General features: G+C 71.5%; 14 protein-coding genes and 1 tRNA gene. 2 read left to right on the top strand and 13 right to left on the bottom strand.

Translation table 11 applies throughout. The features are described from left to right. Positions 1-131: 131 nt before the first annotated feature. The 3 genes from Dfulv_RS43660 to Dfulv_RS43670 all read right to left on the bottom strand — a co-directional run bounded on the left by Dfulv_RS43660 (position 132) and on the right by Dfulv_RS43670 (position 1,414). Complete coding sequence (locus Dfulv_RS43660; protein ID WP_259859690.1) at positions 132-452, bottom strand: hypothetical protein; 321 nt, start codon at positions 450-452, stop codon at positions 132-134. Beyond that, positions 452-1,249: a Bax inhibitor-1/YccA family protein gene (locus Dfulv_RS43665; protein ID WP_259859691.1), complete on the bottom strand. Its 798-nt coding sequence runs from the start codon at positions 1,247-1,249 to the stop codon at positions 452-454. The genes Dfulv_RS43660 and Dfulv_RS43665 overlap by 1 nt, the downstream gene beginning before the upstream one ends. Positions 1,250-1,333: 84 nt before the next feature. Further along, positions 1,334-1,414: transfer RNA gene (locus tag Dfulv_RS43670), tRNA-Leu, on the bottom strand. A gap of 76 nt (positions 1,415-1,490) precedes the next feature. On the opposite strand from Dfulv_RS43670, the gene Dfulv_RS43675 reads away from it, so the two are divergent. After that, positions 1,491-3,272 (top strand): hypothetical protein, encoded by a 1,782-nt coding sequence (locus tag Dfulv_RS43675; RefSeq protein WP_259859692.1) that lies wholly within the window; start codon positions 1,491-1,493, stop codon positions 3,270-3,272. Between the two features lie 13 nt (positions 3,273-3,285). Here the strand turns inward: Dfulv_RS43675 and Dfulv_RS43680 are convergent, their stop codons facing one another. The 10 genes from Dfulv_RS43680 to Dfulv_RS43725 all read right to left on the bottom strand — a co-directional run bounded on the left by Dfulv_RS43680 (position 3,286) and on the right by Dfulv_RS43725 (position 11,891). Beyond that, positions 3,286-4,647 (bottom strand): NAD(P)/FAD-dependent oxidoreductase, encoded by a 1,362-nt coding sequence (locus Dfulv_RS43680; protein ID WP_259859693.1) that lies wholly within the window; start codon positions 4,645-4,647, stop codon positions 3,286-3,288. Positions 4,648-4,767: 120 nt separating this feature from the next. After that, positions 4,768-5,337, bottom strand: a complete 570-nt coding sequence (locus Dfulv_RS43685) for a hypothetical protein (RefSeq protein WP_259859694.1) — start codon at positions 5,335-5,337, stop codon at positions 4,768-4,770. Further along, positions 5,334-6,662 (bottom strand): DUF58 domain-containing protein, encoded by a 1,329-nt coding sequence (locus Dfulv_RS43690; protein WP_259859695.1) that lies wholly within the window; start codon positions 6,660-6,662, stop codon positions 5,334-5,336. The genes Dfulv_RS43685 and Dfulv_RS43690 overlap by 4 nt, the downstream gene beginning before the upstream one ends. Beyond that, positions 6,655-7,644, bottom strand: a complete 990-nt coding sequence (locus Dfulv_RS43695; protein ID WP_259859696.1) for an AAA family ATPase — start codon at positions 7,642-7,644, stop codon at positions 6,655-6,657. The genes Dfulv_RS43690 and Dfulv_RS43695 overlap by 8 nt, the downstream gene beginning before the upstream one ends. After that, complete coding sequence (locus tag Dfulv_RS43700; protein WP_259859697.1) at positions 7,641-8,285, bottom strand: hypothetical protein; 645 nt, start codon at positions 8,283-8,285, stop codon at positions 7,641-7,643. Before Dfulv_RS43700 ends, Dfulv_RS43695 begins: the two co-directional genes overlap by 4 nt. Further along, positions 8,275-8,997 carry a DUF4129 domain-containing protein gene (locus tag Dfulv_RS43705; RefSeq protein WP_259859698.1) on the bottom strand — a complete coding sequence of 241 codons (723 nt, stop codon included), beginning with the start codon at positions 8,995-8,997 and terminating at the stop codon, positions 8,275-8,277. The genes Dfulv_RS43700 and Dfulv_RS43705 overlap by 11 nt, the downstream gene beginning before the upstream one ends. A gap of 13 nt (positions 8,998-9,010) precedes the next feature. Continuing rightward, positions 9,011-9,739: a uracil-DNA glycosylase gene (locus Dfulv_RS43710; protein WP_319805731.1), complete on the bottom strand. Its 729-nt coding sequence runs from the start codon at positions 9,737-9,739 to the stop codon at positions 9,011-9,013. A gap of 130 nt (positions 9,740-9,869) precedes the next feature. Continuing rightward, entirely contained in the window at positions 9,870-10,808 is a 939-nt protein-coding gene (locus Dfulv_RS43715; protein WP_259859699.1) for an HAAS signaling domain-containing protein, read from the bottom strand. Beyond that, a complete protein-coding gene (locus tag Dfulv_RS43720) occupies positions 10,805-11,128 on the bottom strand; it encodes a PadR family transcriptional regulator (protein WP_259859701.1) in 324 nt (107 codons plus the stop codon). Before Dfulv_RS43720 ends, Dfulv_RS43715 begins: the two co-directional genes overlap by 4 nt. Before the next feature lie 148 nt (positions 11,129-11,276). Further along, positions 11,277-11,891, bottom strand: a complete 615-nt coding sequence (locus Dfulv_RS43725; protein WP_259869877.1) for an LppU/SCO3897 family protein — start codon at positions 11,889-11,891, stop codon at positions 11,277-11,279. 157 nt (positions 11,892-12,048) lie between these two features. Between Dfulv_RS43725 and Dfulv_RS43730 the strand changes: the two genes are divergently transcribed. Beyond that, positions 12,049-12,471 (top strand): hypothetical protein, encoded by a 423-nt coding sequence (locus Dfulv_RS43730; RefSeq protein WP_259859702.1) that lies wholly within the window; start codon positions 12,049-12,051, stop codon positions 12,469-12,471.

Consider the following 12,471-nt stretch of genomic DNA (forward strand, 5'->3'; position numbering starts at 1 on the left):
GATCGTGGAGCGTTTTGGCTGCTCTGGAGCGACCAAAACGCTCCACGATCATGAGAGAGCGGGGCGCAAGACACCGGGCATACGGCAACCAGGCGGCTCCGGCCGGGTCGAGCAACGATGTGAAAGGGCGGTCAGGACAGGGCGTGGCGCAGTGAGTTCACGCGGTCCGCGGCCTGGGCCACGTCGTCCGGGGAGCCGAACCTCGAGAGGTCCGCGGCGATCACCCGCAGTTGGTCCGGCAACGCCAGATCATTGTCCAGGCGTGGAACCTGGACCGCAGGCCGGCCCTCCGCCTCCGCCGAGCGGTCGGCCAGCCACTGGATCACGTCGTGCACCAGGTCGGACCGGGCAGGCCCGGACATGCTGGACGCCGCCCACCGGGACGGCGTCCAGTGTGCGACCTGCCCGACCAGCTTGCGCACGGCAGCGCCGAGCTGATCTTCGTCGGGCATCAGCGGCGCAAGTAGCTCAGCAGGCGCAGGATCTCGTAGTACAGGAAGATCAGGCCGACCAGGATGCCGAACGAGCAGTACCACGCGTACTTCTCCGGCAGGCCGTGCCGCACGCCCTGCTCAACGGCGTCGAAGTCCAGGATGAAGGTCAGCGCGGCGACCACGACCACGACCAGGCTGAAGACGATCGGGAGCCAGCCGACCTTGCCGGTGGCGCTGTATTCACGCAGGCCCAGGTTGACGTCAAAAAGATAGAAGAGGAAGTTGGCCAGGCTGAGGACCACGATGCCGATGAGGGCGCCGACCACCATCTTCGTGAAGCGTGGCGTGGCCCGCAGGACCCGCAGCTTGTAGAGCACCGCCATGATGGCGAAGATGCCGAAAGTGCCGATCACGGCCTGGATGACGATGCCGTCGTAGAAGCTCTCATACTGCCGGCTGAACAGGCCCAGCGCGACACCCTGCAGGGCGGCGTAGGCGATGATCACGGCCGGGTTGGTCACCCGCATGAAGGCGATGACCAGGCCGAGCACGAGGCCGGCGACGACCGAGCCGATGAGGGCGATCGCGGTGGCCGCGCTGCCCGCCGGCAAGAGAACCCAGGCGCCGGCGCCGACGATGCCCGTGATCGCCAGCAGGGCGACCGTCCGGACGACAACGTCGTCCAGGGTCATCGTCCTCGGGGCGGCCTGCGGTGGATATCCCGGTGCGTAACCGGTGCCGTAACCCGCCACCGATGAACGCTCTTGTCGCGCCGCCTCGCCAAGGCGGGTGAGCACCGGATTGGAACTCTGCACGATCAGCCTCCAGGGGCGTCGCATTCACATGTACGACCAGGGTACCGCGAATGCGACCATACAGCGGAACGTGCGAGTGTAAGGTGCCCGGGGCGGGGTTCGAACCCGCACGCCTCGCGGCAGCCGCTTTTAAGGCGGCCGTGTCTGCCGTTCCACCACCCGGGCGTAGAAACGCGTCTCACGGTAGCCCGTCCGACGAACCATCAACACCGACAAGGGGACGGCCGTTACTGTCGTCCGGGTGACCAGCGCTCCACAGACCGACGAGGCAGAGATGGCGCCGCCGGAGGCCACAACATCGACCGCTCCGGGGTTGCGTGATCGCCGCGCATGGCCTAAGGAGGGGTTCACGGACGCCGGCGTCGGCCTGCTGTTCGCCCTGGCCGCGGCGTTGCTGACGCACGGTCTCTGGGCCGATCCGGCCCGCCGGGCGCTCGCGCTGAACCCGAACGACCAGGCGCTCGACGAGTGGTTCCTCGCCTACGCCACCCGAGCGTACCGCGGCGACTTCAGCCTGGTCACGGGCATGCTGAATGCCCCCGACGGGGTCAACCTGCTGGCCAACGCCTCGCTCATCGGGATGGGCCTGCTGTTCGCGCCGGTCACGCTGGCCTTCGGCGTCCCGTACACCTTCGCCCTCCTTGTGGGGGTGAACCTCGCGGCGACGGGAATCGGATGGTACCTGCTGTTCGCCCGGACCGTGGGCATGCACCGGCTGGCGGCGGGGATCGGCGGCGCCTTCACCGCGTTCGCGCCGGGCATGGTCTCGCAGTCGAACGGGCACCTGCACATGACCGCCGCCTGGCTGGTCCCGCCGATCGTGTGGTGCGTCGTGAAGCTGGCCCGCGAGCGTGACCACGTCATCCGGCGCGGGCTGCTGCTCGGCGGGTTGATCACCGCGCAGTTCTTCGTCGGCGAGGAGGTCCTCTTCCTGGCCGCGGTCACGCTGGGCCTGTTCGGCCTGGTGTACGCCGCCGTCGCGCGGCCGCCGCTGCGGTCGGTCCTCGTCGGGCTCGCCGTCGCGGGCGGGCTGTCGACCGTGCTCCTCGCCTACCCGCTCTGGCTGCAGTTCCACGGGCCGCAGAGCGCCGACGGCGGGGTGTTCCTGCCCGACTTCTTCTCCGCCGACCTGCTCAGCTTCACCACCATCTCGCCGCTCTCCCTGGCCGGCAGCGACGACGCCGCGAAGCTGGTCAGCGGGCCCACGGAGTACACCGCCTTCTTCGGCTGGCCGGTGCTGCTCGTGGTGCTCGGCGCGACACTGTGGATGTGGCGGCGCGCCACGGTGGTCGCGGCCGCGTTCACCACGATCATGCTCTGCCTGCTCGCGCTCGGCCCACGGGTCGCGATCGACGACCGGCAGACCGAGCAGTGGGCCCCGTTCGCGCTGCTGTCCGGCCTGCCGGTGATCGAGTCCGCGCTGCCGACCCGGTTCGCCCTGGCCGCCATCCCGCTGATCGCCTACATCATGGCCTGGGCCGTGCACACCGCCATCACCCGGACCGAGAGCCTCGGCCTGCTCGTGCCGATGGTCGTCGTGGCCGCGCTCGCCCCGCTGGTGCCGGCGCCGCTGCCCGTCCAGGAGCGCCCCGCCGCGCCGCGGTTCTTCACGGAGGGGTACTGGCGGGGCTACGCCCCCGAGAACGGCACGGTGGTCCCGGTGCCGCTGCCCGACCCGAAGGATCCGCAGGCGATGCGCTGGGCGGCGGCGACCGGCGTCGCCTTCGCCACGCCGCAGGGGTGGTTCATCGGCCCGTACGGCCGCGACGGCCGGGCCGCCGTGGGCGTCTCCTCCCAGCCGACGGCTCAGCTGCTCAAACGGGCCGCGCAGAGCGGCATCCCGCCCGGGCTCGGCGACAACGACCGGATCGCACTGCGCCGGGACATCGCCCACTGGCGCGCGTCGTGTTTTGTGCTCGCCGACTGGCAGCCCAACCACGCCGTGCTCAAGGACACCCTCGACGCGCTGCTCGGCCCGGGCGAGCGGGTCGCCGACGTCTGGGTCTGGCGAGCCCGCTCGTGAGCCGGTCGGTCGGCTAGGCCGCGATGCGGTCGTGCTCGGTGCGCACCGGCAGCGGGATCGGCTGGGTGACCTCCGTGAAGGCCTCCCGCGGCTCGTGCAGCGAGCCCAGCGCGACGACCTCACGGCGCAGGAAGAGCTGGAGGGTCCAGTCGACCAGCACCCGGATCTTCCGGTTCAGGGTGGGGATCCGGCTGAGGTGATACGTCCTGTGCATGAACCACGCCGGCACGCCGCGCACCTTGATGCCGTAGACCCGCGCCGCGCCCTTGTAGAGGCCGAGGCCCGCCACCGAGCCCACGTGCTTGTGCTTGTAGTCGACCGGCGCCTGCCCGCGGACCACGGCGGCGATGTTGTCCGCCAGCCGGGAGGCCTGCCGGACCGCGTGCTGCGCGCTCGGCGAGCACAGCGCGCCGGGCTCGTCGGCGGTCAGGTCGGGCACCGCGGCGCAGTCGCCGGCACTCCAGGCGCCCTCGACCACATTGCCGTCGGCGTCGACGACCTGCAGCGTCGCCTTGCAGGTGATCGCACCGCGCTGGTTGCGCGGCAGGTCGGTGTCCTGGAGCATCGGGTGCGGCTTGACGCCGGCGGTCCACACGATGGTGTCGGCCTCGAAGCGGTCGCCGTCGGAGAGCTCGACGACGCCGTCGACACACGACTCGAGCCGCGTGCTGAGCCGGATGTCGATATTGCGCCTGGTGAGCTGGACGACGGTGTAGGCACCCATCTCCGCGCCGACCTCGGGCAGGATCCGGTTGGCGGCCTCGACGAGGACGAAGTGGACCTCGTCCTTCGGGATCTCCGGGTAGTAACGCAACGCGCCGCGGACCATGTCCTCCATCTCGGCCAGGGCCTCGATGCCGGCGTAGCCGCCGCCGACGAAGACGAAGGTCAGCGCGCGCCGGCGGGTCGCCGGGTCGGAGGTCGTGACCGCGACGTCGAGCCGGTCGAGCACGCTGTTGCGCAGGTAGATGGCCTCGCCGATGGTCTTGAAGCCGACCGCCTGCTCACGCAGGCCGGGAATCGGCAGCGTGCGCGACACCGAGCCGGGCGCCACCACGATGTGGTCATACGGCACCTCGCGGGCCGGGCCGGTGATCGGCTGGACGATGGCGACCTTCCGCGCGTGCTCGATGCTCGTGACCGTGCCGGACAGCACGTGGCAGCGCTTGAGCTCGCGCCGCAGCGGCACCACCGTGTGCCGGGGCGAGATGTTGCCGGCCGCCGACTCGGGCAGGAAGGGCTGGTAGGTCATGTGCGGCTGGGGGTCGACGACGGTGACCTCAGCCTCGTGGAGGTGGAGCTTCTTGGACAGGCGCAGGGCGGCGTAGAGCCCGACGTGCCCGGCGCCGACGATGAGGATTCGCTTCGCAGCCACGTCAACAACGCTAACGACGGACACGGGTCAAGAGCAGTCAGGCCACAGACATGTAACGGGCGTTACCAGGGCTGTTACGCGGACCACACAGGCCCGAAGTCGATCGACAGCCGTCAGCGCTCAGGCACGCCGCGCGATGAGCCATGCCAGTGCACCGGCGGCCACCACGCCGACCAGCGAGGCCACCAGGAACACCGGTCCGACGACCACCTTGACCACGGCCAGGAGCACCACGCTCACGATCGCGCTGACCGCGACGATCCCGCCGGCGCGCAGCAGCCAGCCGACGAGCACCCCGGGTGAGACGACGGCGTCGTACGGCAACACCGCGGCCAGCGCGGCGAGGGAGTGCGTCAGGTACAGCGCCGTCGACAGGGCGATCAGCCGTGTGACGTTGAGCGGCTGGTCGTACACGAAGGTCCCGATCAGCCAGCCGAACGCGCAGGCGAAGATGGCCAGGCCCACCATGCGGCCGCGCGGGAAGGCGGCCGGCAGCAGGGCGACGACCCCAGCGACGACGATGCCGGCGAGGTTCCTCGTCACCTGGTGCGGGAACGCCAGCACCATCGACAGCGCGGCGAAGACCGCGATGCCCAGCCGGACCAGCAGCGGACCGGCGGCGGCCCGCTCCCGCATGTCCTTGACCCGGCCGACCCGCCCGGCGAGGTACTCCCGCAGCTCCTCGATCATGCGGTCACCGTCCGTCCGACCGCCACGCGCGCGACGCCGCGCAGCACCTCGTCGAGGCTGCCGGCGCCGCCCCACGCCACCACGGGGACGCCGTGCTCGCGCAGCTGGGCGATGATGTTCTGCCGCTCCAGGACCCACAGCCGCTGCGGGATGTCGCCCCACTTGCCGGAGGAGCGCTTCGGCAGTACGGGCGTGCCGAGCGTGTCGACGGCGACCACGAACCTGCCGGCCCGGGCGAGGTTCGCCAGCATCGCCGCCGAGCGGATGTCCAGCAGCGGGGTGAGCACCATGACCAGGGCGTTGCCCTGCACCATGTGCGGGCCGAACGACGACGGTGGCGGCTCGTCGGCGTTGCCCGCCGGCGCGACGTCGAGCAGCCACTCCAGCGTGGTCATGTAGTGCCGGCGGCCGCTGGCGGCGCGCAGGTGCCGGACGGTCCCGCCGTACTGGAGCAGCGCCACCCGGTCGCCGCGGTGCAGGTAGTGCTCGGCGATGCCGGCCGCGGCACGGACGGTCGTGTCCAGCACGGAGGCGCGGCCCTCGATGCCGCCGGAGCGGCCGGCCTCGTGCAGCGCGTCGAGCAGGACGACGACCTCGGCGTCGCGGTCGGACAGCGTGCTCACCACGTGGATCTCGCGGGTGCGCAGCGAGACCCGCCAGTCGATGCGGCGCAGCCGGTCGCCGGAGCCGAACCGGCGCACACCGGCCAGCTCGCCGCCCTCGCCGGTGCGGCGGGAGCGGTGCCCGCCGACGTGCCCGGCGGCGCGGGGCATGGCCTCGGCGGCGTCGAAGTGCTCGATCGCCGGGTATGCCTTCAGGGGCAGCGCCGGCGCCCGCACGGCCCGGCTGACGAGCAGGCCGTCGGCCGCGATCGCGTGCGCGGTGACCGGGCCGAGCGGGTGCCGGCCCCAGCGCAGCACCCGGCCGTCGAGGTCGACACCGGCGATGGTGCCGGGCTGGACGTCGACGGCATACGGGCGGTCGGAGTGCTTGAGGCGCACCCACTCGGGCACCACCAGCCGGACGACCACCAGGTCGAAGCCGGACGGGTTAGGGTTGCCGACGTCGACCCGGACGTCGAGGTCGCCGCCTTCGACGACGAAGGGCTCGGCGGCGGTCACGGTGACCGTCGGCGTGCGGGCGGGGCGGCGCACCAGCGAGATCGCGGTGCCGAGCGCGAACGGCACGGCCAGCACGACCAGGTCGTAGAGGCCGATGAGCACGGCGACGAGCACGAGCACGCCGGAGACCAGCACCGCCCGGCCCAGCGCGCGGGTCGGCTCGAACGGCCGCGCGTGGGACCGGGGCCCCGGTGTGTCAGCCATGCCTTCCGCCGTATGTGGGCATCGCGCCGCTCGCGGGCGCCGGCGTCTGCTCCAGCACCTCCGCCACGACCGAGCGGGGATCGATCCGCTTGAGCCACATCTCCGGCCGCAGCGTGATCCGGTGTGCGAGGGCCGGGACGGCGACGGCCTTCACGTCCTCGGGCACCACGTAGTCGCGGCCGCTGAGCGCGGCGGCGGCCCGGGCGAGCAGCAGGAGTGCGAGGGAGCCACGCGGTGAGGCGCCGACCAGCACCTGCGGGTGGACGCGGGTCGCCGCGGTGAGCGCCACGATGTATCGCCCGATGGAGTCCTCGACGGCGACGTCCTCCAGCGCGGCCTGCATGGCCAGCAGCGTCTCGGCGTCGACGACCGGCTCGAGATTGGCCTCCTCCTGGCGCCGGGACATGCGGCGGCGCAGGACGTCCCACTCCTCGTCGGCCTCGGGGTAGCCGAACGAGACGCGCAGCAGGAACCGGTCGAGCTGCGCCTCGGGCAGCGGGTAGGTGCCCTCGTACTCGATCGGGTTGGCGGTGGCCAGCACGTGGAAGGGGGCGTCCAGCCGGTACGTCGCGCCCTCGACCGACACCTGGCGCTCCTGCATGGCCTCCAGCAGCGCCGACTGGGTCTTCGGCGGGGTGCGGTTGATCTCGTCGGCGAGCAGCAGGTTGGTGAAGACCGGGCCGGCACGGAACGTGAACTCGTGGGCGCGCTGGTCGTAGAGGAACGAGCCGGTCACGTCGGCGGGCAGCAGGTCGGGGGTGAACTGCAGCCGCCGGAAGCCGATGCCGAGCGCCTGGGCGAACGAGCGGGCGGTCAGCGTCTTGCCCAGGCCGGGCAGGTCCTCGAGCAGCACGTGACCGCCGGCGAGGACGCCGGCCAGAACCAGCTCGAGTGCGTCGCGCTTGCCGACGACCACCGTGCCGACCTGGTCCAGGACCACCTTGGCGATCCGGCCCACTTCGGCCGGTGCGAGCGTCTTCATAGCGCCTCCACCTTTGCGACGATCGATGTTACGTCCCGCGGGCTCGGCACGCGCGACGGTGTGTAGTGCAGCAACTGCCACAGCTCCTCACCGACGAGCCGGCGGGCCTGCTCCGGGGCACTGCTCAACGTGATGCCGTACTGCTGGCGCAGTCTCCCGTCGACGAGGTCACTCACGCGCGGTACGACCAACGCGGCGAACCTGCCGGGATCACGCTCACCCCAGACGAGGCGGTCGTCCCACTTGCCGATCGCGAGTCGCAACCCGTCGCCGGTCGGCACAGGGTCACGTAGCCGCAGCCGCTCGGTGGCGGGGCTCGGCGAGCGGAGCGGCTCGATGCCCTTGCCGGTGACCTCGGCGGGCATCTCGTCGGCGCGGACCTGGCGCAGCACCTCGTGCATGATCTGGACGGCCACGATCGTCAGGAGGATCAGCGGATAGGAGATGCTGTAGCGGGCCGTCCAGAGCACGCCCCAGCCGACCGTGGTCAGTGCGACCGCCACGAACAGCCGCCGGATCCACCACCGGCCGTCGAACGGCCGCGACGGCCGCCGGACCGGGCGCGGGTCGGCGCGCACGGTCGCGCGCCCGGCGTCGAAGAGCTCGTCGAGGCCGACCACCTCGTCGCGGTCACGCGCCACCCGTCACCCCTCCCTGTGTGACCCCGGCCAGTTCCGCGCGCAGCTGGCGCAGCGCTTCGATCGCGGCCCGGCGGGACCGCTCGTCGACCGGGTGTGTGGCGTACCGCGCCTCGCGGTACACCACGGCGAGCCCCTCCAGCGTCGGCCGGCTCACCCGGTGGCCGCTCAGCAGCCGCGTGACCAGCTCGGTCGGGCTGTCCCCGATCAGCCGCGGGGTGCCGGCCGCGGCGGCGGCCCGCTCCAGGCGCACCCAGCAGGCGATCACCGCGCGCCTCGGGTCGCCGTCGGTGTCGGACAGCTCCGAGAGACCGGCGTCGACGGCGGCGATGACCTCCTGCCCGGTGTCGGGCGTCATCGGCCTGGCCTCCTGCGGCTCGACGAACAGCCGCGGCTTCTGCTTCGGCTCGGCGTTGCGCAGCAGCATGACCACGAGGCCGGCAATCAGGGCGAGCACGACGGCCGCGCAGAGCGCCATGACCGCGTACATCAACCAGTCGGGGATCGTGAACGCCGACCCGCCGTCCTGTTCACCGGCGCCGGTCGGCAACACGGTCACCTCGGCGGTCGGCCGGGGCGGCGGGCTCGTGGTCTCCAGGGGCGGCACCGGCAGGTTCGTGATCTCCGGCGACGAGGTGGACGCCGCCACGACCCCGACGCCGAGCACCGCGACGACGGCCAGCACCGGCAACCAGCGGTTGATGGTGCGGTCCATGACATCCCGTCGCTCAGTCGGTTCTTCGGTCCAGCCCGGCCAGTGCCTTGGCGCGGGCGAGAATCTCGTCCAGCATTCCTGGCGTGAGCCGACCGGTAAAGGTGTTCTGCTGGCTCACGTGGTAACAACCGAGCAACGCGGGGGCACCCTCGGCCTGCCACAGCGCGCCGTGACCGAAGGGCACCTTACGCGCCGGTGCTACACCGTAGACGGCCTTGGCGGCGGGCCAGAAGGCGGCCCAGGCGAACCCGCCGAGCGCGATGACGACCCGCAGGTCGTCGCGGATCTCGGTGAGCTCCCGATGCAGGAACGGCGCACAGGTGTCCCGCTCGACCGGCGTGGGCTTGTTGTCGGGCGGCGCGCACCGCACCGCCGAGAAGATCCGGGTGCCGGAGAGCGTGAGGCCGTCGTCACGCCCGGTGCTGGTGGGCTGGTTGGCGAGGCCGGCGCGGTACAACGCGGCGAAGAGGACGTCGCCGGAGCGGTCGCCGGTGAAGATGCGACCGGTGCGGTTGCCGCCGTGCGCGGCGGGCGCGAGGCCGAGGATCGCCAGCCGCGGGTGGTGCGGGCCGTAGCCGGGAACCGGGCGGCCCCAGTAGGTTTCGTCGCGGAAGGCGGCCCGCTTGGTCCGCGCCACTTCCTCGCGCCAGGCCACCAGCCGCGGGCAGCGCCGGCAGCCGGCGATCTCGGCGTCGAGCAGGTCGAGCGCGTCGGGCCGGCGGGCGGCTGGAGCGGGTGTCACGCAGCAACGCTAACCGAGCCCGCCGCAGCCGCCAGGTGGCGGCCCGGTTTCATGATCGCTTGGAGTCGACCGTGGAGCGCTGCGGCGGTCAGAGCGACCACAACGCTCCACGATCAACTCGCCTGAGGCATCAAGGGGTCGACGAAGCCGAGGCAGAGGGGGACGTCGATGCCGAGGCGGACGGGGACGTCGAGGGGGACTCGGTCGCCGTCGGGGCCGGGGTCGCCAGGCGGGGGCCCTTGCACAACGGGTAGCTCGGGGCCGGGCGGGGATCGATGCCGTCATACCGGTCGTTCTGGCAGCGCCAGTATTCGCCCAGCATGATGGGGTTGCCGTCCTGGTCGTACAGCGTCACGTTCTGCAGCGGGCGGCCGTTTTCGTCCACCGGGAACACGTCCGTCACGTGCGACCAGCGATCGTAGGGCTCGTTCGACTGGTAGCGGAACGTGTCCGTGAACCGGTACAGGATGCCGTCCGAGTTCGACACCACGAACAGCGCGCCCACCACGGCGACCGCGGTGACCGCGAAGCCCAGCCACTTCGGGGCACGGGGCCGGCCTGTCGCGCCGATCCGCACCGACACGACGACCGCCACCGCCAGCACCAGCCAGCCCAGCGGATCGTCGAAGCGGTCGGCCGGGATGATGTCGGCCGCGAAGATCAGGACCACGATGAAGACCGCCCGGGCGACCCACCAGGCCGGGCGCAGCAGGCGCAGGAAGTCGGCCGCGCGCGGGTAGCCGATGAGCTGGCCGACCTTCCGGTCGGCGACGCCGGCGCCCGTGCGGACCTGCCGGACGATGCCGTCGAGGCGGCCGGGCAGCGACGGGCGGGTGGTGGCGGAGGTCTCGAGGCCGGCCGCGGCGCGCAGCTCCGCCGCGTAGGCCGCGGGCGGGCCGAGCCGGTCGACGAGGGTGCCGCCCTGCTCCTCCAGCACCTCGGCGAAGTGTGCCGGGAGGTCTTCGAGCAGATCGTCGCGCACCTCGGGCGGCAGGTCCGCCAGGGCGGCGGCGACCCGCTCCAGGTAGTAGTCGATCTCGAGGCTGCTGGGCGCCGCCGACTCCGTCATGCCGTCTCCCCGATCAACTGGTCCATGGTCTGCGCGAAGCCCCGCCAGACCTTGCTGGAGGCGCTGAGCTGGGTGCGGCCGGCGGCGTTGAGCGCGTAGTACTTGCGGTGCGGCCCCTCTTCGCTCGGGACCACGTAGGTGGTCAGCATTCCGGCCTGGAACAGCCGGCGAAGGGTGCCGTAGACCGAGGCGTCGCCGACCTCCTCCAGGCCGGCCGAGCGCAACCGGCGCAGGATGTCGTAGCCGTAGCCGTCCTCGTCCCGCAGGACCGCGAGGACGGCCAGGTCGAGCACCCCTTTGAGCAACTGGGTGGTGTCCACGCCGTGCACAGTAGTGCGCAATGCACAGTAGTATCAAGTACAGAGATCGTGTCGACGAAGCAACCGGTCCGCGGACACGCAAAAGGCGGCCCGCTCACTGCGGACCGCCTCGCGAGAAACGACGGTGCTTCCTCGGCGTCGTCGAGTCTTACTTCGCGTCGACCAGGCAGAGGGCATCGCCGCTGCTGACGTTGGTGCCCTGCCAGAGCACGTAGTTCGCGTCCGCGAAGTCGTTGCAGACGGTGGGCTCGCTCTTGAGCGCCTCAGCGCGCGCCACACCGCTCTTGATGCCGACGACCTTGTACTTCGCGTCGGCGGCGTCGCACGCCACGATCTTCACGCTGACCTCGTCGTTGCCGGCCTCGGTGATGGTGTCACCGGCCAGGCAGTCGCCGACCTTCGCGTTCGCCGAGTTGCTCTCGACACTGTCGACGATGTCGTTCCAGGTGTCCTTGGCGAAGAAGAAGATGCCACCGCAGCAGACGAGCGCGAGCACCAGGATGATGCCGACGATGATCAGAATGATCTTGCCGGCGCTGCTCTTCTTCGGAGGCGGCGGCGGAGCGCCGAACGGCGCGCCACTCGCGGGCGGCCCGTAGGGGGCGCCGGAGGCGGGCTGCCCGTAGGGGGCGCCGGAGGCGGGCTGCCCGTAGGGGGCGCCGGAGGCGGGCTGCCCATACGGGTCGTTACCGCCGGGCGGCGGGTAACCGCCACCACCGCCAGGGGGCGGGTAACTGCCGGGCGGCGGGTACTGATCAGACATGTGGTTCCTTCCGGGGTATGCCGCAAAGATCACCCTAACGGACCAAAAGGGGCGTGAGCTTGGAAAATCGACCCTCTTGCCCGCCGGGGACGGCTCACGATAGCGGTAGAGGACCAGTGTGCGCAGCCATGTGCGCTGTCGTATTACGGTGTGCGCCGTGACCGATCTCCTGAGACGACTCGCCGCAGCCCCCGGCGTCTACCGCGGACGCGGCGACGGGTTGGAGTCCGGGCCGTTCGTCGCCCGCATCAAGGTGACCTCAGTGGTGCGCGGCAATGCCGTGACACTGGACTACGAGGCGGTCAGCGACAGCAAGGGACTGCAGCACGTCGAGCACACGATCCTCACCGCGAGCGAGGCCGGGCGCCTGGAACTGCACGTCACCTGCCTTGAGCTGCCCGGCGTGACCCGGTTCGTGGAAAGCCAGCCCGGCGTCTTCAACGCCTACGAGGGCCCCATGCCGGCCAAAATCATCATGACGATGCCGAGCGACGGCGTGCTCACATACGGGTGGTGGTGGTCCCGCGACGAGGCCGAGCCGCGGGAGCAGTCCCGGGCCGAGGTCCGCCGCACCGGCTGA

It is taken from the genome of Dactylosporangium fulvum (assembly GCF_025137375.1).
In the GTDB taxonomy this organism is placed as follows: domain Bacteria; phylum Actinomycetota; class Actinomycetes; order Mycobacteriales; family Micromonosporaceae; genus Dactylosporangium; species Dactylosporangium fulvum.